This is a genomic window from Cupriavidus sp. USMAHM13, assembly GCF_001854285.1.
In the GTDB taxonomy this organism is placed as follows: Bacteria; Pseudomonadota; Gammaproteobacteria; order Burkholderiales; family Burkholderiaceae; genus Cupriavidus; species Cupriavidus malaysiensis.
This window is the reverse complement of the sequence record NZ_CP017751.1, coordinates 3,145,666-3,171,392: the sequence shown is the minus strand read 5'-3', so window position 1 is coordinate 3,171,392 and position 25,727 is coordinate 3,145,666. Positions and strand designations below refer to the sequence as shown.

The following is a 25,727-nucleotide window of genomic DNA, read 5'->3' as shown; positions in this document are numbered from 1 at the left end:
GAAATCCATGAGTACTCCCGCACTTTCCCTTGCTAACGTCACCTGCACCTTCGTCTCGCGCGAGGACCGCAGCCAGCGCTATACCGCCGTCCGCGACGTGACCCTGGACGTGCAGCCAGGTGAGTTCGTTTCCGTGGTGGGTCCCACCGGCTGCGGCAAGTCCACGCTGCTCAACGTCGGTGCCGGCCTGCTGCAGCCCTCCAGCGGCGAGGTGCGCGTCTTCGGCGAGCGGCTGACCGGCATCAACCGGCGCGCCGGCTACATGTTCCAGGCGGAGGCGCTGATGCCCTGGCGCAGCGCCCTCGACAACGTCGCCGCCGGCCTCGAGTTCCGCGGCATGCCGCGCGCGCAGGCCCTCGAGCAGGGCGAGCACTGGCTGCGCCGCGTCGGCCTGGGCGGTTTCGGCGACCGCTATCCCCACCAGCTGTCGGGCGGCATGCGCAAGCGCGTCAGCCTGGCCCAGACCCTGGTGCTCGACCCCGACATCATCCTGATGGACGAGCCGTTCTCGGCGCTCGATATCCAGACGCGGCAGCTGATGGAAAACGAGGTGCTCGAACTGTGGGCCGCCAAGCGCAAGGCGGTGCTGTTCATCACCCACGACCTCGACGAAGCGATCGCCATGAGCGATCGTGTGGTGGTGCTGTCGGCCGGTCCGGGCACGCATCCGATCGGCGAGTTCACCATCGACCTGCCGCGTCCGCGCGACGTGGCCGAGATCCGCAACCATGCGCGCTTCGTCGAACTGCACGCCGCCATCTGGGACGTGCTGCGCGAGGAAGTGCTCAAGGGCTACGCCCAGCAGCGCAACGCGGCCTGAGGCCGCGGCAACAACCGAATCCGAACAGTCATGGCATTCCGCAAAGACTCGCAAGGCATGCTGCGCATCTGGCAGCTGCTGCTCCTGGTGGTGATCCTGGGCATCTGGCACGCGGCCACGCGCTCGCAGCAGGTTGCCTTCTTCTTCGGCGAGCCGCTGGTGGTCGCGCAGCGTATCTGGAGCTGGTTCGTCGTCGAGCGCGACATCTACCTGCATCTCGGCGTGACGCTGGCCGAGACCGTGCTCGCCTTCGGCATCGGCACCGCGAGCGGGCTGGGTGTCGGCTTGTGGCTGGCGCTGAGCCCGTTCGCCTCGGCCGTGCTCGATCCCTACATCAAGGCCGCAAATTCCATGCCGCGCGTGATCCTCGCGCCGATCTTCGGCGTGTGGTTCGGGCTGGGCATCTGGTCCAAGGTGGCGCTGGCGGTGACACTGGTCTTCTTCATCGTCTTCTTCAACGTCTACCAGGGCGTCAAGGAGGTAAGCCCGGTGGTGCTGGCCAACGCGCGCATGCTCGGCGCCAACCGGCAGCAGCTGCTGCGCCACGTCTACCTGCCGAGCGCGACCAGCTGGGTCTTCTCCTCGCTGCACACCTCGGTGGGCCTGGCCTTCGTGGGCGCGGTGGTGGGCGAGTACCTGGGCTCGGCCAGCGGCGTCGGCTACCTGATCCTGCAGGCGGAAGGGACCTTCGACATCAACACGGTGTTCGCCGGCATCGTCGTGCTGACTGCGTTCGCCCTGGTGCTCGACGGGATCGTCGGTCTCGGAGAGAAACGGCTGATGCGCTGGCAGCCGCGCAGCGGCGAGACCGAGAAACTGTGATCCCGCGCATGCGGGGCCGGCATGGCCGGCTCCGCATGCTGAGCGCCGCGCCCCGACCCGCAAGCGCCGGGGAAATTGTTATAAATTGCTCGCTTGCCCCCGGCTGGCGCCAGGCCGTCCGTAGAATCGAGTCTCCCTGAGTCCGATCTCCCCGGAGGTGCTTCGATGAACGCCTGGCACGGTGCGATGTGGCGGCGCTGAGCTTGCCGGCGCCACGCTCCGGCCGGCCGCTCCGGCGGCGCTGGCGGCGTGCGGGAGTGGTCGCACTCGTACTGCTGGGCCATGCCTGGCTGCTGGGTACCTTGCCCTGGCCGGGGGCGGCGGATCGCGCGATCGCGCCGGCGCAGCGGCGGCCCGCCTTGCAGTGGGTGCAGTTGCGCCCGTCGCCTGCGCCGCCGCCGCCTGCCGTGCAGGTGGCACGACCGGCACCGGGCGCGACTCCGGCCCGGCCGGCGGCATCCGTGCGCAGTGTCGCGCCGGCACCGCCGTCTTCGACCGCGATCATGCTGCCCCCACCGGGGCCTCCTGCGGCGCTGCCTGCGGATGGGCGCGCCGTGTCCCTGGTACGTCCCCGCCTGTCCTCCGAGCCCGTATCCGATTCCATGGCGCGCGGCACGGACCCGCTCCAGGAGAATCTTGCGCGGAGTGCCCAGCGCGGCGCGGCACGCTTTGCCCGGGGCGCCTCCGATGCGGCCGCGTCGGCATCGCAGCGCCTGGCTGCCGGCATGGACGCGGCCGGGCGTACGAGCGGCTATGAAGAAACCGGGTTCGCGGGTGGGCGTGGCGCGCGCGTGCAGGGCGCACTGGGCAGCTACTGCCTGCGCACCAAGGAGTCCGGCCTCAAGGTCGATCCCTTCCGCCAGGAGCTGGCAGCGCCCACCAACTGTCCGCCGCGCTAGTCCCTTGCGTGAGCGCATCCGTGACCCGGCGGGAACAGCACGGTGACGGTCAGGCCGCCCCCCGCTGTCGGCGCCAGGTCGACATGCGCACGATGTAGCCGCGCGATCTCCCGCACGATCGACAGGCCCAGGCCGCTGCCAGGTCGCGCGGTACCGCTCTCGCCGCGATAGAAGCGGGAGAATACGCGCTCGCGTTCGCCGGCATCGATGCCCGGCCCGTTGTCGACGACCTGCAGCCAGGCACCGTCCCCGGCGTGCGTCGTGCCTTGTCCGACCCGCACCGTGACCTCGGCGTGCGGGCCGGCATAGCGGATGGCGTTATCGAGCAGGTTACCGAGCAGTTCCTGCAGCAGCTCGGCCTGTCCGTCGATAACAGCCGCCTGGGCGAGCTCGAAACCCAGATCGACGCCGTCGCGGCGTGCCAGCGGTGCCCACTCCAGCGCCACCGCCTGCGCCAGCGTGTCCAGCCGCAGCGGGCGCAACTCCGGCGCGTAGCCGCTATCGGGTTCCAGCCGGGACAGCGACAGTAATTGTTCCACCTCCTTGGCCGCCTGCCGTACCGAGCCGCGCACGCGCTCGAGATGGGCTCGCAGCGCCGCGGGGTCCTGTTCGCGCAGCGCGAGTTCCGCCTCGGCCTGGACGATGGCCAGCGGTGTCTTGAGCTGGTGGGCCGCGTCGGCGAAGAATTGCTTGCGCGCCTGCACCATGCGGTGCAGGCGCTCCACATACTGGTTGATCGCCACTACCAGCGGCTTGGCCTCGGTCGGCAGCGCCGCCGCTTCGAGCGGGGCCAGCTCGTCGGCGCCGCGCGCGGCGACCGCGCCGGACAAGCGCCGCAAGGGCCGCAGGCCCCGCCGCACGCCGAACCATACGATGGCCAGCGCGAGGGTCACCAGCATCAGTTCCTGCAGCAGCGAGCCGATCAGGATCTCGTGGGCGAGCTGTTCGCGCGGCTCGATGGTCTCGGCCACCAGCAGCCAAACCAAGCGCGCGCGGGCGGAGCCGACGTCGTGCAAGGGCAGCGTGATGGCTGCCATGCGCAGTGGCTCGCCGCGGAATTCGGCATCGTAGAACACGGTCTGGTAGAGCGGATGGTCGCTGCCCGGCGGCATCGGCAGCGCATCGTAGCCGGTCACGGTCTCGCCATGCTCGTCGCGCACCCGGTAGTAGATGCGCGAGCCCGATTCGGACTCGAAGACCTCCAGCGCCAGGTAGGGCAGCTCCACTTCGATGCGGCCGTCGCGCAGGCTGACGCCTTCGCGCATCGCCTTGAGCGAGGCATCCAGCGTGCGGTCGAAGGCCTGGTGCGCGGCCGCGGTGGCGCGCCGGTCGGTCAACCAGGCATCGAGCGCGAGCAGGGTGAGCAGCGGCACCAGCAGCCACAGCGACAGTTGCAGCCGCAGGCTGGCGGCCTTCATGAGCCGGCGCCCGTTGCGCCGGGTTCGCGTGCCTCCAGCAGATAGCCCAGGCCGCGCAGCGTGACGATGGCGGCGCCGCTGCCGTCCAGCTTCTTGCGCAGGCGGTGTACGTAGATCTCGATGGCGTCCGCATTGACGGACTCGTCGATGCCGAAGATCTTCTCCGACAGCGCGGCCTTGTTGACGGCGCGTCCGTCGCGCAACAGCAGGACCTCCAGCACGGCGCGTTCGCGGCCGGTCAGCGCCAGCAGTTCGCCATGCAGCGTGAAGGCGCGGCTGATGCTGTCGTAGTGCAGCGGGCCGCAGCTCAGTTCGGTGCGGTCATGCCCATGGCTGCGCCGGATCAGCGCTCGCGCACGTGCCTCCAGTTCGGATAGGTCGAAGGGCTTGGCCAGGTAGTCGTCGGCGCCGAGGTTCAGGCCGCGCACGCGATCCTCGACCGAGCCGTGCGCGGTCAGGATCAGCACCGGCACCGGATTGCGCCGCTGGCGCAGCCGGCGCAATACCTCCAGCCCGTCGAGCCGGGGCAGGCCCAGGTCGAGGATGGCCAGCGCGTAGTCCTGCGTGGACAGTACATGGTCGGCGCTATGGCCGTCGTGCATGCAGTCGACGGTGAAGCCGGCCTGGCCGAGGGCCTCCAGCAGGGATCGGGCCAGTCTCACATTGTCTTCTACGAGCAGGATGCGCATGGTCGGCTACGAGGGCGGCGGGAGCCCGGGCAGGGGGGCAGGGGTGGAGTGATACAGGGAAGCGGCATGGTGCAGAAGCTAGGGAAACTCCTGAGCCCGTCCCGGTCCTGCCGCGCGCAATCGGCGCATTTTCGAAAGCGAACTGAAAGTGTACCTCCCCTACCATCCGTGCCGTCCCGATGCCGGTTGCCGCCGGCACCGGGGCACAGCAGACCACAACAACGATGGTAAGGAGGAACGGATGAGACGGAAGCCCCTGGTTCTGGCCGTGCTGGGCGCCGGCGGCGCGATGACCGCCGGCGCTGCCGCGGCGCAGTCGAGCGTGACGCTGTACGGCCTGATGGATGCCGGCGTCGAGTATGCGACCCATGCGGGCCCGAACGGCGGCGGAGCGACACGGCTGGTGTCCGGCGGCAAGAACACGTCGCGCTGGGGTCTGCGCGGCACCGAAGACCTGGGCGGCGGCCTCAAGGCGGTGTTCCAGCTCGAGAGCGGCATCCAGATCGACACCGGCCGCCTCGACTCCGACGGCACGCTGTTCGATCGCCGCGCCACGGTCGGCCTGTCGGGCAGCTGGGGTCGCCTCATCATGGGCCGCGACTTCACCACGACCTATGACTACATGCTGCCCTTCGACCCGATGGGCTATGCACCGAACTACTCCTGGGCGACCTCGTCGACCGCGACGGGAGGGCGCAAGGACGGCATGTTCACGCGTGCCTCGAACGCCATGCGCTACGACGGCACCTTCGGCGGCCTGAAGGTCGGCGCCACGGTGGCGCTGGGCGAGGTGGCCGGCAGCTTCCGCAGCGCGTCCAAGTATGACGTGGGGGTCGGCTACAGCACCGGCGGCTTTGCCGCGGTAGTCACCTGGGATCGCCAGAACGGCGCCGGCACCAGCACCACGCCGGCCGATGCCACCGACTATATCCAGGGCATCCATGCCGGCGCCAGCTACGACTTCGGCAGCCTGAAGCTCTATGCCGGCTACCGGAACTACAAGCGCGCATTCACCACCTCGGGGGCTTCGCAGCGCAGCGCTATGTACTGGGCCGGCGCCAGCTACGACTTCACGCCGGCCTTCACGCTGTACGGCGCGGTCTACAAGCAGGTCGTCAAGGAGAGCGGCGGCGATCCGATCATGTTCTCGCTGCGCGGCCAGTACGCACTGTCCAAGCGCACCACGGCCTATCTGTCGGCGGCCTATGCCACCGCGCAGCAGGGCCACAACGTGAGCGTGTCGCGCGACCTGGTCGGCTACGGCAACAACCAGTTCGCCGTGACGGCCGGCCTGCAGCACCGCTTCTGAACATAGACAGGTGTTGGGAGGCTGCTGACCGCCGGCGCGAGGGCTCGTGCGGAGGGCGGCAGCTTTTGAGGTGTCTTGCCTCGGCAGGGCGCGGATGCGAGTCCGCGCCCTTTATTTTTCCGGCCGGCGGGCGAGGGCCGCGCGCCGGTGGCCCGGCTTCAGGGCACGATGACGATCTTGCCGGTCACCTTGCGCGCTTCCATGTCCTTGAGCGCCTGCGGTGCCTGATCGAGGGAGTAGCGTGCCGAGATGTGGGGGCGGATCTTGCCTTCCTTCATCCAGCCGAGCATCTGCGCCATATTGGCCTGGTTGGCCTTGGGCTCGCGGCGCACGAACTCGCCCCAGAACACGCCGACCAGCGAAGCGCCCTTGAGCAGGGCCAGGTTCAGCGGGATCTTGGGGATCTCGCCGTTGGCGAAGCCGACCACCAGGTAGCGGCCGCGCCAGGCGATGGAGCGGAAGGCCGGTTCGGCGTAGATGCCGCCAACCGGATCGTAGATGACATCCGGACCCTTGCCATCGGTCAGCGCCTTGACGCGCTCGCGCAGGTCTTCGGTGCTGTAGTTGATCAGCGCGTCGGCGCCGTGCTCCTTGCACACTGCCAGCTTCTCGTCGGTCGAGGCGGCGGCGATCACGCGGGCGCCGATGGCTTTGCCGATCTCGATCGCGGCAAGTCCCACGCCGCCAGCGGCACCCAGCACCAGCATGGTCTGGCCGGCCTTGAGCTCGCCGCGGTCGACCACCGCGTGGTGCGAGGTGCCGTAGGTCAGGGTGAATGCGGCCGCGGTGTCGAAGTCGATGCCGGGCGGCATCGGCACCACGGCGCTGGCCGGCGCCTTGGCCTGCGAGGCGAAGGCGCCGTTGCCCAGGTAGGCGATGACCTTGTCGCCAGGCTTGACGTGGGTCACGCCTTCACCGACCGCATTGACCACGCCGGCCAGCTCGGAGCCCGGAGAGAAGGGCAGCGCCGGCTTGGCCTGGTACTTGTTCTGGATGATGAGCACGTCGGGGAAGTTGACCCCCGCGGCCTTGACGTCGATGACCACTTCGCCGGCGCCCGGCACGAGGTCGGGCAGGGTTTCGATCACGAGCGAGTCGGGCGGTCCCCAGGCTTTGCACAGTACGGCTTTCATCTTGTCTCCGGTGGTGATATCTCTGGTGGTATCGGTGGTGTGTCCGGCCCGGCCGCGCCAACGCGCCGCCGCGCAGTGCAGGGCAAGTGTAGCGCAGAATAGCACGGTCGTTCTGTTTCTTCCCGGGCCTCCGCCGCGCGGCGCCCGTGGTCCGCGATGCGGTCCCGCCTCGGGTACAATCGCGGCCATGCATATCCTTCTCGCAAACGACGACGGTTACCTCGCGCCGGGCCTGGCGGCGCTGCATGCCGCGCTGGCCCCGCTTGGCCGCATCACGGTGATCGCGCCCGAGCAGAATCACAGCGGCGCATCGAACTCGCTGACCCTGCAGCGGCCGCTGTCGGTCTATGACGCGCGGGAAGGGGTGCAGAAGGGTTTCCGCTTCGTCAACGGCACGCCGACCGACTGCGTTCACGTCGCCTTGACGGGTTTGCTGCAGGACAAGCCGGACCTGGTGGTGTCGGGCATCAACCAGGGGCAGAACATGGGCGAGGACGTGCTCTACTCGGGCACGGTCGCAGCTGCCATCGAAGGCTACCTGTTCGGCATCCCCTCGATCGCCTTCTCGCAGGTGGACAAGGGCTGGGACCAGCTCGACAGCGCGGCCCGCGTGGCGCGTACCATCGTTGAGCGTGTCATTGCCAATCCGCCCGCGGAGCCCTTCCTGCTCAACGTCAACATCCCGAACCTGCCGTACGAGCTGCTGCGCGGCCACCGCGCGACGCGGCTGGGCAAGCGCCACCCATCGCAGCCGGTCATCACGCAGGTCAACCCGCGCGGCGAAACCAATTACTGGATCGGTCCGGCCGGCGACGCGCGCGATGCCAGCGAAGGCACGGATTTCCATGCCACCGCGAACGGTTTCGTCTCGCTGACGCCGCTGCAGCTGGACCTGACGCATCGCGGCCAGCTGGATCAGCTCAGCCAGTGGCTGCCGTAGGCATTCCCACGGCAGCCGCACGCAGCCTGCAGTACCGATGAACTCCCCAACGCGTCGTCCGAAGTTTCCCCTGTCCTTGGATGCCGTGGTCGAGCGCAAGCCGGCCCCGGCGCGTACCGCTGGCATGCCGGCGGTGGGCGGCGCGCGTACCGCCGCCACGAGCAAGGTCCGGGCCAAGCCGGTGGCGCCTGCCGCCGTGCCAGGCAGCGCGGTGGAAGCGCGTGCCACCGCGGCCAGCGCCGGCGGCGGCGGCATGGCTTCGGAGCGCGCGCGGGGGGCGTTGGCGGCGCGCCTGCGCGCGGGTGGCATCCGCGACGAGCGGGTGCTGCTGGCGATCGGGGCGGTGCCCCGCCACCTGTTCGTCGATCCCGGCCTCGCCTCGCAGGCGTACGAAGACGCGGCACTGCCGATCGGCCACCAGCAGACGATCTCCAAGCCCTCCGTGGTGGCGCGCATGATCGAACTTCTGCGCGACGGGCTCGGCGCGGACCAGCCGCTCGGCCGCGTGCTGGAGATCGGCACGGGTTGCGGCTACCAGGCCGCCGTGCTGAGCCAGGTGGCGGCCGAAGTGTTCTCCATTGAACGCATCCGTCCGCTGCACGAACAAGCCAAGGCGAACTTGCGGCCGCTGCGTGTGCCAAACCTGCGGCTGCATTATGGCGACGGCATGCTCGGACTGCCGCAGGCGGCACCGTTCTCGGCCATCATCCTGGCGGCCGCGGGCATGGAGGTGCCGCAGGCTTTGCTCGAGCAACTCGCGGTCGGCGGCCGGCTGATCGCGCCGGTGGCCGTGGTGCCGCCGGCCGGCGGGCCCGGGCAGACGGTGACGCAACAGCTTCTGCTGATCGAGCGCCTGAACCGGCATCGCTTTCACCGGACCGCGCTTGAAGCCGTATTCTTTGTGCCCTTAAAATCGGGCACCATCTGAGTCGAACTATGCACAACATCGTGAAATCGGAACCCATCGCCCGCGCCGGACGCCTCGCGCTCGCGTCCTCGCTGCTCGGCTTGCTGGCGGCCTGCGCCTCGACGCCGATGCCGGCTCCGGTGGTCGACCGGACCTCGACCGCCGCCCCCGCAGCGCCGCTCGAGCCGCCGCCGCCCGGGTACTATCGGGTCAAGCGCGGCGATACGCTGTACCGGATCGCCCTGGAAAACGGCCAGTCCTATCGCGACGTGGCGGCCTGGAACAATCTGGCCAACGTGAACCAGATCGAGGTCGGCCAGTTGTTGCGGGTGGTGCCGCCCGGCGCCGATGCCGGCACGCCCCAGGGTGTCTCGACTGCGCCCGTCGCCGCCGTCGGCGTGCAGGCCCAGCCGATCGACCAGGCGCGGCCGCTGCCTCCCGCCGGCAGCACGCCTGCCGCCGCGACGCCGCCCGCACCGGTGCGCACGCCGCCGGTGGCGGCATCGCAGCCGGCGGCCGACGGCAGCATCCGGCTGGCCTGGCCGGCCAGTGGACAGGTGATCGCCCGCTTTGACGAAAAGGCCAATAAAGGCATCGATATCGCGGGCAAGCGCGGCGAGGCGGTAGTAGCCGCTGACGATGGCCGCGTGATTCATGTCGGCCCCTTGCGCGGCTACGGGAATCTTGTCATCATCAAGCACAACGAGACATATCTAACTGCATACGGCAACAACGACAAGATTCTTGTGGCCGAGCAGTCGACGGTACGCAAGGGTCAGAAGATCGCGGAAATGGGCAGCACCGACACCGACCGTGTCAAGCTGCATTTCGAGGTCCGGAAGGACGGGAAACCGGTTGACCCGATGCGTTACTTACCGCCACAGTGAGGTTGCATGCCACGCCAGAAAACTGTCTCATCCGGAACCGCCAGCAGGACCCGTCGTCCCAAGCAGCCGGAAGTGAAGGCTGGCGTGGCGGCGGCTGATCCTCAGGCCGAGCCTTTCGGCCAGGATGTGGACGCGGCGGCCGAACTGATTCCCCTGACCGAAGAGCCCATCGCCACCGGCGGTGGCGCCGTGCTCGGTGCCGGCGACATGCTCGGCGACGATGCCGAGGCCTCCCTCCACGACGACGACGCGGATCGGGACGACGAAGAAGAGGAAGAAGAGGAGGCCGAGCCCGCCGAGCACGACGATTTCCGCTCGGTGCTCCATACCGAACTGGCGGCCGATACCGTCCAGCACTACCTGAATCGCATCAGCATCAAGCCGCTGCTGTCGGCGCCCGAGGAACTGCATTTCTCGACGCTGGCCAAGGACGGCGACTTCTCCGCGCGCCAGGTGATGATCGAGCGCAACCTGCGCCTGGTGGTCAGCATCGCCAAGGGCTACCTGAACCGCGGCGTGCCGTTGCTCGACCTGATCGAGGAAGGCAACCTCGGCCTGATGCACGCGATCGAGAAGTTCGACCCGTCGCGCGGCTTCCGCTTCTCCACCTATGCCACCTGGTGGATCCGCCAGAGCATCGAGCGCGCGATCATGAACCAGGCGCGCACGGTGCGCCTGCCGGTGCACGTGATCCGCGAGCTGAACCAGGTGCTGCGTGCCAAGCGCCATCTCGAAAAGAGCGGCACCGACGGACGCGATGCGAGTCTCGAGGATATCGCCCACCTGCTGGGCAAGACGGCCGACGAGGTGCAGGACGTGCTGGCGCTCAACGAGCACACCACGTCGCTGGATACCCCGTTCGACCTGGACCCTGGCTCGAGCCTGCTCGACTTCCTTTCCGATGAGCACAATGCCGCGCCGGACCAGGAGGTCGCGCACCGCGAGCTGGAAAACCTGATGAAGCTGTGGCTTGCACGGCTTTCTGAAAAACACCGCTACGTGGTGGAACGCCGTTTCGGCCTGAACCATATCGAGCCGGCCACACTGGAGGAGCTGGCCGAGGAGATGGGGCTGACGCGCGAGCGCGTGCGCCAGATCCAGCAGGAGGCGCTGGTCAAGCTCAAGCGGCATTTCGCCTCGCAAGGCGTGCGCAAGGACGCTGTTCTGTGACCCCTGTATTGGTATTCGACATCGAGACCGTTCCCGATGTCGCCGGCCTGCGCCGGCTCAACGATCACCCCGATTCCCTCAGCGACGCCGAAGTCGCCGAACAAGCCTTCGCCGCTCGCCGCGAGAAGAACGGCAGTGATTTCCTGCCGCACTACCTGCAGCGTGTGGTGGCGATCTCCTGCGTCCTGCGGCGCAACCAGCGCGACGGCAGCGCGGTATTCCATGTCGGCTCGCTGGGCTCGCTCGACGATGGGGAGGCCGTGCTGATCCAGAAGTTCTATGACCTGATCGCGCGCTACAGCCCCCAGCTGGTGTCCTGGAACGGCGGCGGCTTCGACCTGCCCGTGCTGCACTACCGCGGGCTGGTGCACGGGATCGCCGCTCCCCGCTACTGGGAGATGGGCGAGGGTCGCGACGACGACAGCCGCGACTTCAAGTGGAACAACTACATCAGCCGCTACCACATGCGGCATCTCGACCTGATGGACCTGCTGGCCATGTACCAGCCGCGCGCCGCCGCGCCCCTGGACGACCTGGCCAAGCTGTGCGGTTTCCCCGGCAAGATGGGGATGGATGGCAGCAAGGTCTGGCAGGCCTACCAGGACGGCCAGCTCGACGAGATCCGTGCGTACTGCGAGACCGACGTCGTCAATACCTACCTGATGTACTGCCGCTTCCAGCTGATGCGCGGTGGTTTCTCCGCCAAGGAATTCGATCGCGAGGTGGAGTTCGTCCAGGAATCGCTGGCAGAACTGCCCGGCCCGCAGTGGATGGAATACCTGCGCGCCTTCCGCGTGACGCCCCTGCACACGGGCGGCGAGGAAGAGGAAGCCGATTACTGAGCGGGCAACCCTCCGCGGCGGCTCGTTGCCGCCCCGGCTTCCCGCTGCCGGGCGGGCTCAGGCGGCCAATGTCAGGCGCAGCGGCTGGTGGTCGGACGCATCCGTCTGGCTGTTCACTTCGCAGCGCACCACGTCCCCGAGCAGATCTTCCGTGACCAGCATGAAGTCGCAGGCGAAGGGCGGCTCGGGCCACTGCGCTTTGTCATAGAGCGCGCAGGTCGGTGCATTGGCCTGGCCCGGATGGGTATGCCGCCAGGCGTCGCTCCAGTCCGGCGCGCCGTCGCCGAAGGGGGCGAGCAGCCGTAGCAGGGCGGGGTCATCGATGCGGCAGTTGAAGTCGCCGCAAAGGATGGCCGCGCTGGGCCTGGCCTCGGGCGTGAAGGGCCCGGGCGCGGCCTCGCCGGGACCCGGGTGGCGTGCATGGGCGCAGGCCTCCTGGTGCCAGGCGCGCAGCGCCTCGGCCTGGGCCAGCCGCTGCTTTGCCGAATAATATTCGAGGTGAGTGCAGATCACGCGCAGGGGACGGTCGCCGGCCTCGAGCGTCACTTCCAGGGCCACGCGCGGCATCGACGCCACCGTGGGGTCGGCGGGCCAGGGCAGGGTGCGGCGGAAGAGCTCGCGCACCGGCAGCCGGGTCGCGATCAGGTTGCCGAACTGGCGTGGGCCACCGCGGGCGTCGACGCGGTCCACGCCCGGTGCGAAGAGCAGGCGATAGCCGGGAAGCAGGGCCGACAGTTCGGCGACCTGGTCCAGGCCGGGGGCGCCGGCAAGGTCGCTGAAGCCGCGTGTGACCTCCTGCAGGCACAGCACGTCGGCATCTGCCATTCCTTGCAGCGTGCGGACCGTACGGCCCAGGTCGACCTTACCGTCGGCGCCCCGGCCCCATTGGATGTTCCAGCAGATCAGTTCCATCGCGTACTCCGCAGATCCAGGCCTGAGAATGGCGCGAGCGGACTCCGACTGGAATACAATCGCGCTTTCGCAAAACAATACGACAGCTTCCCCTGGTGTCCCAAGCCGTGTCTTCTTCCCAAGCCAAGCCTTCCTCGGGTGCCGCCGGCGCCGCACCCGCCGCTTCCGCGCCCGCGCCGGATCCCGTTGTCCAGATCGACAGCCTTGACATGGAGGCGCGTGGCGTCGGCCGCCTCGTCAACGAGGACGGCACGCCGGGCAAGGTGATCTTCGTCGAAGGGGCACTGCCAGGTGAAATGGTCAGCTATCGCAGCTACCGCCGCAAGCCCAGCTACGAGCAGGCGCACCTGGTCGAGGTCAAGCGGGAGTCGGTGATGCGGGTGAAGCCGGGTTGCCAGCACTTCGGCGTCTGCGGTGGCTGCTCCATGCAGCACCTGGATGGGCGTGCCCAGCTGGCGATCAAGCAGCGCGTGCTCGAGGACAATCTCTGGCACCTGTCCAAGATCCGTCCCGACGTAGTGTTCCGGCCCATCGCCGGCCCGGACTGGGGTTACCGCTACCGCGCGCGACTGACGGTGCGTCACGTCGCCAAGAAGGGCGGGGTACTGGTGGGCTTCCACGAGCGCAAGAGCAGCTATGTGGCCGACATGACGCGCTGCGAGGTGCTGCCGCCGCATGTGTCGGCGCTGCTGGTGCCGCTGCGCGAACTGGTGGCGGGGCTGTCGATCCGCGACCGCATGCCGCAGATCGAGCTGGCGGTCGGCGCCGATGTCACGGCGCTGGTGCTGCGCGTGCTGGAGCCGCTGAACGAGGCAGACCATGACCTGCTGCGCGCCTTCGCCGATCGCCACGGCGTGCAGTTCTGGCTGCAGCCCAAGGGGCCGGATACGGTGGTGCCCTTCTACCCGCTGGATCGGCAGCTGGCCTACACGCTGCCCGAGTTCGGTATCCGCATGCCTTTCAAGCCGACCGATTTCACCCAGGTCAACCACCAGATCAACCGCGTGCTGATCGGCCGGGCGCTGCGACTGCTCGAGGCGCAGCCCGGCGATCGCCTGCTGGACCTGTTCTGCGGTATCGGCAACTTCACCCTGCCGCTGGCAACCCAGGGGCGCTCGGTAATGGGCATTGAAGGCAGCGAAGCGCTGACCACGCGCGCGCTGGCCAATGCCAAGGCCAATGGGCTGGATCACAAGACCGAGTTCGCCTGCCGCAACCTGTTCGAGGTGGAAGCCGCCGACATTGCCGCGCTGGGCCGTTTCGACCGCTGGCTGGTCGACCCGCCGCGCGAAGGCGCGCTGGCCGTCTGCAAGGCGCTGGGCGAACTGGCCCAGCAGGGTAGCGATGTACTGCCGCAGCGCATCGTCTACGTCTCCTGCAACCCGGCCACGCTGGCGCGCGATGCCGGGCTGCTGGTGCACGAGGCAGGCTACCGGCTGGCCGGTGCCGGCGTGGTGAACATGTTCCCGCACACCTCGCACGTGGAGTCGATCGCGGTGTTCGAGCGCGGCTGAGCCCGGCAGGCAAGGGTGGCCAGGGCCACCCGGACGAAAAAGAGCCGGCATGAAGCCGGCTCTTTTTTCTTTGTTGCCGGTGCATCCCGGGCCGGGCGCACCGAGCCCGTCAGTCGCGGTTGCCGCCGAAGATGCCCAGCAGAGCGAGCAGGTTGGCAAACACGTTGTAGACATCCAGGTAGATCGCCAGGGTGGCGGTCACGTAGTTGGTCTCGCCCCCGTTGACCACGCGCTGCACGTCGAACAGGATGTAGGCGGAGAAGATGCCGATGGCGATCACCGACACGGTGATCATCAGCGACGGCAGTTGCAGCCAGATATTGGCCACGCTGGCCAGCAACAGCAGGATCACGCCGACGAAGAGGAATTTGCCCAGACCGGAGAAATCGCGCTTGCTGACGGTGGCCACCGTCGCCATGGCGCCGAATACGGCCGCTGTGCCGCCGAAGGCATACATGATCAGCGCCGGTCCGTTGGAGAACTGCAGCGTCGCATTGATCAGGCGCGACAGCATCAGGCCCATGAAGAAGGTAAAGGCCAGCAGCAGGACCACGCCCATGCCGCTGTTCTTGGTCTTCTCGATGCCGTAGAAGAAGGCGAAGGCGATGCCCAGGAACAGGATCAGCGACAGGCCGGGGCGCCCGGCCATCAGGCTGAAGCCGCTGACGACGCCGATCCAGGCGCCGAGCACCGTCGGGATCATCGAAATGGCCAGCAGCCAGTAGGTGTTGCGCAAGACCCTGTTGCGCACCGTGACATCGGTGACGCTCCCTGCATTGCCGAAACCGTAGGTGTTCAGCTTGTTGTCCATGGTGACTCCTGTCTCGAAAGGTGAGGCGCCGGGCGGGCCCGGGCGGGCTCAGTGGCAATGTGGCATCGCATGGCCCGAATTGCAAGGCCTGGGCAGCTTATACGGCACATCAGGGTGCTGCTGCCTTCACACTTGCTCGCATTGGAGCGAGAAAACTCGCAATCTGTTCCCGACAATCATGGCTATTCTTGAATGTATGGTAGAAGGCACAGGTGCGGGCGGCTGCACCGGCGCCCCGCCGACGGCCCACGCGCCATTGCCGGATACGCCGTGCGTTCATTGTCTCGTGCTAGAATTGCAGGTTTAATCCATTTGTAACCCCTTCATTTTTCGGAGTTTTTATGGCGATCGAACGCACCCTCTCGATTATCAAGCCGGATGCCGTGGCCAAGAACGTCATCGGCCAGATCTACGCCCGTTTCGAAGCTGCCGGCCTGAAGATCATTGCCGCCAAGATGGTGCACCTGTCGCGCGGCGAAGCCGAGCAGTTCTACGCTGTGCACAAGGAGCGTCCCTTCTTCAAGGACCTGGTTGACTTCATGGTCTCCGGCCCGGTCATGATCCAGGCCCTGGAAGGCGAAAGCGCCATCAGCAAGAACCGCGACCTGATGGGCGCCACCGACCCGAAGAAGGCCGAGAAGGGCACCATCCGCGCCGACTTCGCCGACAGCATCGACGCCAACGCCGTGCACGGTTCGGACGCGCCGGAAACCGCAGCCGTGGAAGTGGCTTTCTTCTTCCCCGGCATGAACGTTTACAGCCGCTGATTGTCTCGCCTGTAGCCCAGGACTAGACTCAAAGCGACTCGCAGCGCTTCAAACGCCTCAAGCAAGACGCAAGACCCAAGCTGCCCTCATGAACGATCTCGTCAACCTGCTCGATCTGGACGCGGACGCGCTCACCGCCTATTGCGGCGAGCTCGGCGAGAAGCCGTTTCGTGCGCGGCAGCTGCAGCGCTGGATCCACCAGTTCGGTGCCAGCCGCTTCGATGCCATGTCGGATCTCGCCAAGTCGCTGCGCGAGAAGCTCGCGACGCGGGCCGAGATCCGGGCGCCGTCCGTCATCGCCGATCATGAATCGGCGGACGGTACGCGCAAGTGGCTGCTCGACGTCGGCGCCGGCAATGCGGTGGAGACGGTCTACATCCCGGAGGAGACACGCGGCACGCTGTGTGTTTCCTCGCAGGCGGGATGTGCCGTCAATTGCCGTTTCTGCTCCACCGGCAAGCAGGGCTTTTCGCGCAACCTGAGCGCGGGCGAGATCATCGGCCAGCTCTGGATGGCGGAGTTCGCCATGCGCGCACGCCTCGGGCGCGGCCCGAAGGACGACCGTGTCATCTCCAACGTGGTGATGATGGGCATGGGCGAGCCTCTGCTGAACTACGACCAGGTGGTGCCGGCCATGCGCCTGATGCTGGACGACAATGCCTATGGACTGTCGCGCCGCCGCGTCACGCTGTCCACCTCGGGCGTGGTGCCCATGATGGATCGCCTGGCCAAGGACCTGCCGGTCGCGCTGGCAGTATCGCTGCACGCGTCCAACGATCCGTTGCGCGACATGCTGGTGCCGCTGAACAAGAAGTACCCGCTGGCCGAGCTGATGGCGGCATGCCGCCGCTACCTGGAGTTCGCGCCGCGCGATTTCATCACTTTCGAATACTGCATGCTGGACGGCGTCAATGATGGCGTCGAGCATGCGCGGGAACTGTTGCAACTGGTGGCCGATGTGCCCTGCAAGTTCAACCTGATTCCCTTCAATCCCTTCCCGGAATCCGGCCTCAAGCGCTCGGGAAACGAGCAGATCCGCCGCTTTGCCCAAGTGCTGATGGATGCCGGTATCGTCACTACCATCCGCAAGACGCGCGGCGACGATATCGACGCCGCCTGCGGGCAGCTGGCCGGCGAGGTCAAGGACCGCACCCGGCTGGCCGAACGCGGCAAGTTCGGCAAGATCACGCCGCTCGTGCCCGTTGCCGCCAGCGGCCCGGACACGCCGTCCCGGGAGGTTCGCCCTGCATGATGCGCCTGTTGATCGCGGCCCTGCTGGGGCTGGTGATGCTGACCGCCTGCCAGGCGCCGCGTCCGCCGGCGCCGGAGGTCCAGGCGAACAGCCAGGCTGACCTCAAGCGGCGCGCCATCATCCGCCTGCAGCTGGCCACCAACTACATGCAGGCGGGCCAGAACGCCGTTGCGCTGGAGGAGGCGCAGCAGGCCATCGCCATCGATCCCGAACTGGCGGATGCCTACCATGTGCGCGCACTGGTCTACGCGAACATGAACGAGGGCGCACTGGCCGAGCAGAGCTTCCGCAGCGCGCTGTCGCTGCGTGGTGACGATGGCGACCTGCTCAATAACTTCGGCTGGTTCCTGTGCCAGCAGGCGCGCTACCAGGAGGCGCTGCCGATGCTGGAGCGTGCCGTCGCCGCCCCGTCGGCCAGCGGCCCGCTCAAGCCGCAGATCAGCCTGGGCGTCTGCCGGCTGCGCCGCGGCGACCTCGACGGCGCCGAGAAGAGCCTGCAGAGGGCCCTCGGCTACGATCGCAGCAACGCGGCGGCGATCACCAACCTCGCGCTGGTCTACTACCGGCGCGGCGAATTCCCGCGTGCCTGGCAGATCGTCGGGCGCGTCAATGGCGGCAGTGCCGCCAGCGCGCAATCCCTCTGGCTGGGAGCGCGCATTGCCCACCGGCAGGGCGACGCTGCCGCGCAGGAGGCGATGATTGCGCAGTTGCGCAGCCGCTTCCCGGAGTCGCCCGAACTGGCCGCATATGAACAAGGAGCTTGGGATGAGTGAACAGGGGGATCGCGTCGACAGCCAGCCTTCGGCAGGTAGCGCCGAGCGCGATGCGGTCGTGCGCGAGATCGGCGCGCGGCTGGCCGAGGCCCGCGAGGCGCAGCGTCTTTCCATCGAGGATGTCAGCGCGCGGCTGAAGGTCGCCGCCGCCAAGCTCAAGGCGCTCGAGGCGGGTGAGCTGGGCGGCATGCCGGACGTCATCTTCGCCAAGGGCGTGATGCGCGCCTATGCGCGCATGCTCCATGCCGACGTCGACGCGCTGCTGGCACGGCTGCAACCCAGTCCGGAACCGACCGTCGATCTGGTCGCGCGCCGCGACGGCGGGTTGAACCAGAGCTTCGATGGGCGCAACCGCTTCGCCTCGCGCAGCCCGGTCGGCTCGCGCAGTTCGGGTGGGCGCTGGATCTGGCTGGCACTGGTGGTCGTGGTGATCGGCGCCGGTGCCTATTTCGGCCTGGACCACGCCAAGGAATGGCTGGAAGCGCGCAAGGCCGCCGTCAATGCCCAGCCGGCGGAAGATGCTGCAGCATCCCAACCCGATGCCGCCCCGGGCACGGTCTCGGCGACCCTGCCCACGGTCATGAACGGTGCCGACAGTCCGGCGCCGTCCGAGGATACTTCGGCCGCCAGCGGTGCGGCTGCGAGCGGTGCAGCGGCGACGGCGTCCGTGCCTGCGGCCCAGGTGCCCGCAGCCACTGTGCCGGCTGCGGCGGCAACGGCGGCTGCGGCAGCTTCGGCGCCCGTGGCGGCAGCGCCGGCCAGCCCGGCCGCGACGGCAGCCGCCGGCAATGGCGAGCTGCAGATCCGGTTCGCCGCCGAGACCTGGTACGAGATCCGCGATCGCCGCGGCAAGGTCGTGCTGGGTGGTTCCGCCAAGGCTGGACAGGAAGTCAGCGGTGGCGGCGAGGCTCCCTACAAGGTAGTGATCGGCAACGTAAAGGGCGTCGAATCGATGACCCGCAATGGCGCGCCGGTCGACCTGCAGGCGGCCAACCGCAATAACGTGGCGCGCCTGACGCTGCCCTGAGGGCAGCGGGCGAGCAGCTTAGCAAGGTAGGATTGACCATGAACCAACAGGCCTGTCAGCCGGTACTGCCCGGCTCGCAACCGCGCCGGCAGACGCGCCAGGCGCGCGTCGTCTGGGGCGGCAATGTCGTCACCATCGGCGGCGATGCACCGGTGCGCGTGCAGTCGATGACCAACACCGATACGGTTGACGCGATCGGCACCGCCATCCAGATCAAGGAACTGGCCCGTGCCGGCTCGGAGATCGTGCGCATCACCGTGAACACGCCGGAGGCTGCGGCGGCCGTGCCCGCCATCCGCGAGCAGCTCGACCGCATGGGGATCGACGTGCCGCTGGTCGGCGATTTCCACTACAACGGCCACAAGCTGCTGCAGGACCATCCGGCCTGCGCCGAAGCGCTGTCGAAGTACCGTATCAACCCCGGCAACGTCGGCCAGGGCGCCAAGCGCGACACGCAGTTCGCCCAGATGATCGAGATGGCTTGCCGCTACCAGAAGCCGGTGCGTATCGGCGTCAACTGGGGCAGCCTCGACCAGGACCTGCTCGCGCGCATCATGGACGAGAACGGGAACCGCGCCGAGCCGTGGCCGGCCCAGAGCGTGATGGTCGAGGCGCTGATCACCTCGGCCATCGAGTCGGCGCGCAAGGCCGAGGAGATCGGGCTGCCGGGCAACCAGATCATCCTGTCGTGCAAGGTCTCGCAGGTGCAGGAATTGATCGCCGTCTACCGCGAACTGGCACGCCGCTGCGAATATGCGCTGCACCTGGGCCTGACCGAGGCCGGCATGGGCAGCAAGGGCATCGTCGCTTCCACCGCCGCGCTGTCGGTGCTGCTGCAGGAAGGCATCGGTGACACCATCCGCATCTCGCTGACGCCTGAGCCGGGAGCGCCGCGCGAGAAGGAGGTCTACGTGGGGCAGGAAATCCTGCAGACCATGGGACTGCGCAATTTCACCCCGATGGTGATTGCCTGCCCGGGCTGCGGGCGTACCACCAGCACGGTATTCCAGGAGCTGGCTGCCAGCATCCAGGCCTACCTGCGCGAGCAGATGCCGGTATGGAAGACCGCCTACCCGGGCGTTGAAGAGATGGACGTGGCCGTGATGGGCTGCATCGTCAACGGTCCGGGCGAGAGCAAGCATGCCAATATCGGCATCTCGTTGCCGGGCTCGGGCGAGTCGCCGGCGGCACCGGTGTTCGTCGACGGCGTCAAGGTCAGGACGCTGCGCGGAGAACGCATCGCCGAGGAGTTCCAGGCGATCGTCGATGAGTATGTGCGTACGCACTATGGACCGGGCGCCGTGAAGGCGGCGGCCGAGGCGGCCGCCTGAGGGCGCCGCGGCAAGATTGGAAAAGATGAGCGAATCCGTGAAGCCGGCAGCCGACGCTGCCAAGACCGAGAGCCAGGCCAAGGCCAAGCCGATGCAGGCCATCAAGGGCGTGAAGGGCATGAACGACATGCTGCCCGCCGATGCGGCGCTGTGGGAGCATTTCGAGAATGCGGCCCGCGCCATGCTGCGCGCCTATGGCTACCAGCAACTGCGTACGCCTATCGTTGAGCATACGCAACTGTTCGTGCGTGGCATCGGCGAGGTGACCGATATCGTCGAGAAGGAGATGTACTCCTTCACCGATGCGCTGAACGGCGAGCACCTGACGCTGCGCCCCGAAGGCACGGCGGCGGCGGTGCGTGCCACCATCGAGCACAACCTGCTGTACGACGGCCCGAAGCGGCTGTGGTACACCGGCCCGATGTTCCGCCACGAGCGTCCGCAGCGCGGCCGCTACCGGCAGTTCCACCAGCTTGGCGCCGAGGCGCTGGGTTTTGCCGGTCCGGACGTCGACGCTGAGATCATCCTGATGTGCCAGCGCCTGTGGGATGACCTGGGCCTGGTCGGTGTCCGGCTGGAACTGAACTCGCTCGGCCAGGCGCATGAGCGCGCCGCGCACCGCGAGGAACTGATCAAGTACCTGGAGGGCTTCCAGGACATCCTCGATGAGGATAGCAAGCGCCGTCTCTACACCAATCCGCTGCGCGTGCTCGACACCAAGAATCCCGCGCTGCAGGAGATGGCAGCCAACGCGCCCAAGCTGATCGATTTCCTCGGCGAGGAGTCGCTGGCCCACTTCGATGGCGTACAGCGCCTGCTGAAGGCCAACAACGTGCCGTTCACCATCAACCCGCGCCTGGTGCGCGGGCTCGATTACTACAACCTGACCGTGTTCGAGTGGATCACGGACAAGCTCGGCGCGCAGGGTACCATCGCCGGCGGTGGCCGCTACGATCCGCTGATCAGCCAGATGGGTGGCAAAGCGGCGCCGGCCTGCGGCTGGGCCATGGGGATCGAGCGCATCATCGAACTGATCCGCGAGGAAGGGCTCGTGCCCGAGGCCGAGGGTTGCGACGTCTACCTGGTGCACCAGGGCGAGGCCGCCGCACAGCAGGCGATGATCGCCGCCGAGCGCCTGCGCGATGCCGGGCTGGACGTGGTGCTGCATGCCACGGCCGACGGCAAGAGCGGCAGCTTCAAGTCGCAGATGAAGCGCGCCGACGGTAGCGGTGCTGCTTACGCCGTTATCATTGGCGACGATGAAATGGCCGCCGGCGCGGCCCAGGTCAAGGAACTGCGCGGCGGCGCGCAGGCCGAGGGTGGCGGGCAGCAGGTCTCGGTGCCGCTCGAGGCCCTGGTCGACCACATCATCGACGCCATGGTGGGCGCCAGCGAATAGGACGCCACCAGCCAGGGCCGCTGCCGCGTCGAGGCGACTCGCGCGATGGCGGCGGCAAGCACTGAATGTGACAAACGCAGCGAACCTTACACTCCGGTAGACGCCTCGATATGGCTTACGATCTAGAAGAACAGGAACAGCTTGAGAGTCTCAAGGCCTGGTGGCGCCAGTATGGCAACGCCCTGACCTGGCTGGTGATTGCCGGCCTGCTGGTCTTTGCTGGCTGGAACGGCTGGAAGTACTGGCAGCGCAAGCAGGCCGCCGAGGCGGCCGTGCTCTATGAACAGGTGCTGAAGGCCGCGGATGCACGCGACGCAGCGCTGCTCAAGCGCGCTGCCGGCGACCTGGAAGAGAAGTTCGGCAAGACCGCCTACGGTCCGATGAGCGCGCTGGTGGCGGCCAAGGTGCTGTACGATGCAGGCGATCTCGCCACGGCCAAGACGCAGTTGCAGTGGGCCATCGATCACGGCAACGCCGAATATGCCAGCCTGGCGCGCGTGCGCCTGGCCGGGCTGCTGCTGGACGAAAAGGCATACGATCAGGGGCTGGCCCTGCTGGCCGGCGAGCCGCCGGCCGCGTTTGCCGCGCTGTACGCGGATCGCCGCGGTGATCTGCTGGCCGCCCAGGAAAAGCGGGCCGACGCGCGTGCAGCCTACCAGCAGGCCATCGACAAGCTCGGCGGCGGCGACGCCGCGATGCGCCAGATCATCCAGTTCAAGCTGGACGCGCTCGGTACGGCCTGATCCCGCCTCGCGCGTTCTCACCCAAAACACTATCGGAACCTTATGACGTCATTGCTTTCCGCAGTCGGATCCGCCTCCAGCCAGCGCGGCGGTGCCCTGGCCCGTGCCATGGCCGTCGGCGCCTGCCTGGCGGTGCTGGGCGGTTGCTCGTTGTTCGGCAAGGAGGACAAGCATCCGCCGGCCGAGCTCAAGCCGATCACGGCGACGCTGTCGGTGCGCCAGGCCTGGAAGGCCGGCGTCGGCAAGAGCGGTCCGTACATCCTGCAGCCCACCGTGGCCGACGGCAAGGTCTATGCCTCTTCGAACGGCGGCAAGGTGGTGGCGCTGGAAGGCGCCAGCGGCCGCGTGCTGTGGAAGGCGGAGACCGACGTCGACCTGACCACCGGTCCCGGCAGCGACGGCAACGTGACGGCGGTGGCGGGCGAGAAGGGCGTGATCTACGCGTTCGACAATACCGGCAAGCAGATCTGGAAGAAGCAGGTCAACGGTGAAGTACTGTCCACGCCCCTGGTCGGCAATGGCATGGTCGTGGTGCGCACCACCGATACGCGCGTGCTCGGCCTCGATGCACAGAACGGCGATCGCCGCTGGATCTACCAGCGCTCACAGGCGGCGCTGAACCTGCGCGCCGGCATGGGCATGGTGTTCGCCGGCGACGGCATCGTGATGGGCTTCCCGGGCGGCAAGCTCGGCGTTCTGGCGCCATCCAACGGCGTGCTGCGCTGGGAAAGCACCGTGTCCTATCCGAAGGGGGTTTCGGAGATCGAGCGCCTGAACGACGTCACCGGCTCGCCGGTGGTGATGGGACGTCAGGTCTGCGCGACGACCTTCCAGGGGCGTATCGCCTGCCTGGAGCTGTCGAATGGACAGCCGCAATGGGCGCGCGACTTCTCGTCGCCGGCGGGCCTGGCCCAGGACGAGACGACCCTGTTCGCCAGCGATGAGCGCTCGGTGGTCCACGCCTTCGACCGCCAGAATGGCAATGAGCGCTGGAAGGACGACCAGCTGCAGAACCGCCGCCTCGGTATCCCGACCGTGGTGGGCCGCTCGGTAGTGGTGGGGGATTTCGAAGGGTATGTGCATTTCCTGTCGCGCGACGACGGCCAGATCGTGGCGCGCATGAAGACCGATGGCAGCGCGATCGGCGCAGCGCCGGTCCTTGCCGGCCAGACGCTGGTGGTACAGACCCGCGACGGCGATCTCTACGGCTACGTGCCGGACTGAGCGGCGGCGCGGCGCCAGCCGCGCGCCAGTACACGGCGCCGCCCGCGCACCTGTCGGCGGGGGCGGCGCTGATCCGGTAGCATGAACCGCGCCGCGGCGCGGAGGATCCCGACAGGACAAGCGGCAGGCCGCGCTCAGATGCGGCCTGCCGTCGGACCAATATGACTCCGGAGCCCGGGGGGCGGCAGGTGCCGGCCCCCGCTTCCTTTTTTTGCATGAAACCAGTTATCGCACTCGTCGGACGGCCCAATGTGGGCAAGTCGACGCTATTCAATCGCATGACCCGCTCGCGCGACGCCCTCGTCGCCGACCTGCCCGGGCTGACGCGTGATCGCCACTATGGCGAGGGGCGCATCGGCGAGCGGCCATTCATCGTCATCGATACCGGCGGCTTCGAGCCCGTGGCCAAGGACGGCATCATGGCCGAGATGGCCAAGCAGACGCGCCAGGCCGTGGTCGAAGCCGATGTCGTGATCTTCCTCGTCGACGGCCGTCTCGGCCTGGCGCCGCAGGATCGCGTCATCGCCGATTACCTGCGCAAGACCGGCCGGCGCGTGATGCTCGCCGTCAACAAGGCCGAGGGCATGAAGTACACCTCGGTGGCGGCCGACTTCTACGAGCTCGGCATGGGCGATCCCTATGCCATCTCGTCCACCCACGGCGATGGCGTGCGCGAGCTCGTCGACGAAGCGCTCGAGATCGCCGTGCAGGAGCGCCCCGAGCTTGCCGAGACGGATGACGCGGGTGCCCGTGGCACCAAGATCGCGATCGTCGGTCGTCCCAACGTCGGCAAGTCGACCCTGGTCAACACGTTGATCGGCGAAGAGCGCGTGATCGCCTTCGACATGCCGGGTACCACGCGCGATGCCATCTATGTGGAATTCGAGCGCGGGGGCAAGCCCTATACCCTGATCGACACGGCCGGCCTGCGCCGGCGCGGCAAGGTGTTCGAGGCGATCGAGAAGTTCTCGGTGGTGAAGACGCTGCAGTCCATCGACGATGCGAACGTGGTCGTGCTGTTGCTCGACGCCCAGCAGGACGTGTCCGACCAGGACGCTCACATCGCCGGCTTCGTGGTCGAGTCGGGACGGGCGCTGGTAGTCGGCGTCAATAAGTGGGACGGGCTGGACGGCCACGCCCGCGACCGCATCAAGCACGATCTGCAGCGCAAGCTGCAGTTCCTCGACTTCGCCAACTTCCACTTCATCTCCGCGCGCGAGCGCTCCGGCATCGGCGCGTTGATGCGCTCGGTCGACGAAGCCTACGCGGCGGCCATGATCAAGATGCCGACGCCGCGCCTGACGCGGGTGCTGGAGGAGGCCGTGCAGTTCCAGCAGCCGCGCCGCGTCGGTGCGACCCGGCCGAAGCTGCGCTACGCGCACCAGGGTGGTTCCAATCCGCCCATCATCGTGGTGCATGGGAACTCCCTGTCGGGCGTGCCGGAGACCTACCGGCGCTACTTGGAGAACCGATTCCGTGCGGCGTTCAACCTCAAGGGCACGCCGCTGCGCATCGAATTCCGTACGAACAAAAACCCGTTTGCGGAATCGAACGAGTGAGTCGGCGCCGGGGCGTTTGCCACGGCAAGTTTCGTTTGCGTTCGCTTGGAACTGAGGCTAAATTCACGTAAGCGGGGCCACCCGCCTGTTGAAACCGGCTTGGTACCACCGTTTTGTTTTTTTTCTGGCGCGTTCTTGCGCCGATCGACTTGAAATCGGGGACTGATGTCCCCATTGATCATCACTAAACCTATAAATTTGGAGTGTGCCATGAGCAACAAAGGGCAACTGCTACAAGACCCGTTCCTGAACGCGCTGCGCAAGGAGCACGTGCCGGTTTCCATCTATCTCGTCAATGGCATCAAGCTGCAGGGCAATATCGAGTCCTTCGATCAGTACGTCGTCCTGCTGCGCAACACGGTGACGCAGATGGTCTACAAGCATGCGATCTCCACCGTCGTCCCGGCGCGCGCGGTCAATTTCCGCGTCGATGATTCGGCCGAAGGCTGATACGACGGCGACCGACATCGCCAGCCGCGCGCCCGCGCGGCTATCGTTTTACGGATCGGTGCCGCCGCCCCGCGAGGGCGGCGGCGCTGCTCTAGGCCTGGCCGATTGCGGTATGCCGGCACCTGCGCC

Annotated in this window: 25 protein-coding genes; 20 read left to right on the top strand and 5 right to left on the bottom strand. The window is 67.6% G+C overall.

Translation table 11 applies throughout. From position 1 onward, the window contains the following. Window positions 1-7: 7 nt before the first annotated feature. From BKK81_RS13940 to BKK81_RS35435, 3 genes are all read left to right on the top strand, one after another. Window positions 8-820: an ABC transporter ATP-binding protein gene (locus BKK81_RS13940; RefSeq protein ID WP_071013992.1), complete on the top strand. Its 813-nt coding sequence runs from the start codon at window positions 8-10 to the stop codon at window positions 818-820. A gap of 30 nt (window positions 821-850) precedes the next feature. Then, window positions 851-1,642 carry an ABC transporter permease gene (locus BKK81_RS13935; protein ID WP_071013989.1) on the top strand — a complete coding sequence of 264 codons (792 nt, stop codon included), beginning with the start codon at window positions 851-853 and terminating at the stop codon, window positions 1,640-1,642. 257 nt (window positions 1,643-1,899) lie between these two features. Continuing rightward, complete coding sequence (locus BKK81_RS35435) at window positions 1,900-2,541, top strand: hypothetical protein (RefSeq protein WP_156811292.1); 642 nt, start codon at window positions 1,900-1,902, stop codon at window positions 2,539-2,541. On the opposite strand, the gene BKK81_RS13925 is transcribed toward BKK81_RS35435, so the two are convergent. After that, window positions 2,538-3,959, bottom strand: a complete 1,422-nt coding sequence (locus BKK81_RS13925; RefSeq protein WP_071013983.1) for a sensor histidine kinase — start codon at window positions 3,957-3,959, stop codon at window positions 2,538-2,540. The genes BKK81_RS35435 and BKK81_RS13925 overlap by 4 nt on opposite strands. Next, on the bottom strand, window positions 3,956-4,648 hold the full coding sequence (locus BKK81_RS13920; protein ID WP_071013980.1) for a response regulator: 693 nt from the start codon (window positions 4,646-4,648) through the stop codon (window positions 3,956-3,958). Before BKK81_RS13920 ends, BKK81_RS13925 begins: the two co-directional genes overlap by 4 nt. A gap of 241 nt (window positions 4,649-4,889) precedes the next feature. Between BKK81_RS13920 and BKK81_RS13915 the strand changes: the two genes are divergently transcribed. Further along, window positions 4,890-5,957, top strand: coding sequence for a porin (locus BKK81_RS13915; protein WP_071013978.1), 1,068 nt, complete (start codon window positions 4,890-4,892; stop codon window positions 5,955-5,957). Window positions 5,958-6,115: 158 nt separating this feature from the next. Here BKK81_RS13915 and BKK81_RS13910 read toward each other — a convergent pair whose 3' ends face one another. Beyond that, window positions 6,116-7,090 carry an NADPH:quinone oxidoreductase family protein gene (locus BKK81_RS13910; protein WP_071013976.1) on the bottom strand — a complete coding sequence of 325 codons (975 nt, stop codon included), beginning with the start codon at window positions 7,088-7,090 and terminating at the stop codon, window positions 6,116-6,118. A gap of 187 nt (window positions 7,091-7,277) precedes the next feature. Between BKK81_RS13910 and surE the strand changes: the two genes are divergently transcribed. From surE to BKK81_RS13885, 5 genes are read left to right on the top strand one after another with little or no spacing between them, the layout of a single operon-like run. Beyond that, entirely contained in the window at window positions 7,278-8,030 is a 753-nt protein-coding gene (surE, locus tag BKK81_RS13905; protein ID WP_071013974.1) for a 5'/3'-nucleotidase SurE, read from the top strand. Between the two features lie 37 nt (window positions 8,031-8,067). After that, window positions 8,068-8,958, top strand: a complete 891-nt coding sequence (locus BKK81_RS13900) for a protein-L-isoaspartate(D-aspartate) O-methyltransferase (RefSeq protein ID WP_071013971.1) — start codon at window positions 8,068-8,070, stop codon at window positions 8,956-8,958. 8 nt (window positions 8,959-8,966) lie between these two features. After that, on the top strand, window positions 8,967-9,824 hold the full coding sequence (locus tag BKK81_RS13895) for a peptidoglycan DD-metalloendopeptidase family protein (protein WP_071013968.1): 858 nt from the start codon (window positions 8,967-8,969) through the stop codon (window positions 9,822-9,824). 6 nt (window positions 9,825-9,830) lie between these two features. Continuing rightward, window positions 9,831-10,994, top strand: a complete 1,164-nt coding sequence (gene rpoS, locus BKK81_RS13890) for an RNA polymerase sigma factor RpoS (RefSeq protein ID WP_071013966.1) — start codon at window positions 9,831-9,833, stop codon at window positions 10,992-10,994. After that, window positions 10,991-11,836 carry a 3'-5' exonuclease gene (locus tag BKK81_RS13885; protein ID WP_071013963.1) on the top strand — a complete coding sequence of 282 codons (846 nt, stop codon included), beginning with the start codon at window positions 10,991-10,993 and terminating at the stop codon, window positions 11,834-11,836. The genes rpoS and BKK81_RS13885 overlap by 4 nt, the downstream gene beginning before the upstream one ends. Before the next feature lie 57 nt (window positions 11,837-11,893). On the opposite strand, the gene BKK81_RS13880 is transcribed toward BKK81_RS13885, so the two are convergent. Continuing rightward, a complete protein-coding gene (locus tag BKK81_RS13880; RefSeq protein ID WP_071013960.1) occupies window positions 11,894-12,748 on the bottom strand; it encodes an endonuclease/exonuclease/phosphatase family protein in 855 nt (284 codons plus the stop codon). 209 nt (window positions 12,749-12,957) lie between these two features. Between BKK81_RS13880 and rlmD the strand changes: the two genes are divergently transcribed. Continuing rightward, window positions 12,958-14,262: a 23S rRNA (uracil(1939)-C(5))-methyltransferase RlmD gene (rlmD, locus tag BKK81_RS13875; RefSeq protein WP_071013957.1), complete on the top strand. Its 1,305-nt coding sequence runs from the start codon at window positions 12,958-12,960 to the stop codon at window positions 14,260-14,262. Between the two features lie 109 nt (window positions 14,263-14,371). On the opposite strand, the gene BKK81_RS13870 is transcribed toward rlmD, so the two are convergent. Beyond that, complete coding sequence (locus tag BKK81_RS13870; RefSeq protein WP_071013954.1) at window positions 14,372-15,073, bottom strand: Bax inhibitor-1/YccA family protein; 702 nt, start codon at window positions 15,071-15,073, stop codon at window positions 14,372-14,374. Window positions 15,074-15,414: 341 nt separating this feature from the next. Here BKK81_RS13870 and ndk point away from each other — a divergent pair, with 341 nt between their 5' ends. The 10 genes from ndk to hfq all read left to right on the top strand — a co-directional run bounded on the left by ndk (window position 15,415) and on the right by hfq (window position 25,598). Next, window positions 15,415-15,840, top strand: a complete 426-nt coding sequence (ndk, locus tag BKK81_RS13865) for a nucleoside-diphosphate kinase (RefSeq protein WP_071013952.1) — start codon at window positions 15,415-15,417, stop codon at window positions 15,838-15,840. Between the two features lie 88 nt (window positions 15,841-15,928). Beyond that, window positions 15,929-17,092 (top strand): 23S rRNA (adenine(2503)-C(2))-methyltransferase RlmN, encoded by a 1,164-nt coding sequence (rlmN, locus tag BKK81_RS13860; protein WP_071013949.1) that lies wholly within the window; start codon window positions 15,929-15,931, stop codon window positions 17,090-17,092. After that, window positions 17,089-17,865, top strand: a complete 777-nt coding sequence (gene pilW, locus BKK81_RS13855) for a type IV pilus biogenesis/stability protein PilW (protein WP_071013947.1) — start codon at window positions 17,089-17,091, stop codon at window positions 17,863-17,865. Before rlmN ends, pilW begins: the two co-directional genes overlap by 4 nt. Continuing rightward, window positions 17,858-18,892, top strand: coding sequence for a helix-turn-helix domain-containing protein (locus tag BKK81_RS13850; RefSeq protein ID WP_071013944.1), 1,035 nt, complete (start codon window positions 17,858-17,860; stop codon window positions 18,890-18,892). Before pilW ends, BKK81_RS13850 begins: the two co-directional genes overlap by 8 nt. Window positions 18,893-18,930: 38 nt before the next feature. Beyond that, entirely contained in the window at window positions 18,931-20,223 is a 1,293-nt protein-coding gene (gene ispG, locus BKK81_RS13845) for a flavodoxin-dependent (E)-4-hydroxy-3-methylbut-2-enyl-diphosphate synthase (RefSeq protein ID WP_071013942.1), read from the top strand. Window positions 20,224-20,314: 91 nt separating this feature from the next. After that, window positions 20,315-21,622, top strand: coding sequence for a histidine--tRNA ligase (hisS, locus tag BKK81_RS13840; protein ID WP_442873398.1), 1,308 nt, complete (start codon window positions 20,315-20,317; stop codon window positions 21,620-21,622). A 110-nt stretch (window positions 21,623-21,732) separates the two neighbouring features. After that, window positions 21,733-22,365 (top strand): YfgM family protein, encoded by a 633-nt coding sequence (locus tag BKK81_RS13835; RefSeq protein ID WP_071013937.1) that lies wholly within the window; start codon window positions 21,733-21,735, stop codon window positions 22,363-22,365. Window positions 22,366-22,407: 42 nt separating this feature from the next. Beyond that, complete coding sequence (gene bamB, locus BKK81_RS13830) at window positions 22,408-23,589, top strand: outer membrane protein assembly factor BamB (protein ID WP_071013934.1); 1,182 nt, start codon at window positions 22,408-22,410, stop codon at window positions 23,587-23,589. 215 nt (window positions 23,590-23,804) lie between these two features. Continuing rightward, window positions 23,805-25,148, top strand: a complete 1,344-nt coding sequence (der, locus tag BKK81_RS13825; RefSeq protein WP_071013931.1) for a ribosome biogenesis GTPase Der — start codon at window positions 23,805-23,807, stop codon at window positions 25,146-25,148. 210 nt (window positions 25,149-25,358) lie between these two features. After that, on the top strand, window positions 25,359-25,598 hold the full coding sequence (hfq, locus tag BKK81_RS13820) for an RNA chaperone Hfq (protein ID WP_006577126.1): 240 nt from the start codon (window positions 25,359-25,361) through the stop codon (window positions 25,596-25,598). The last annotated feature ends 129 nt before the right edge of the window (window positions 25,599-25,727 follow it).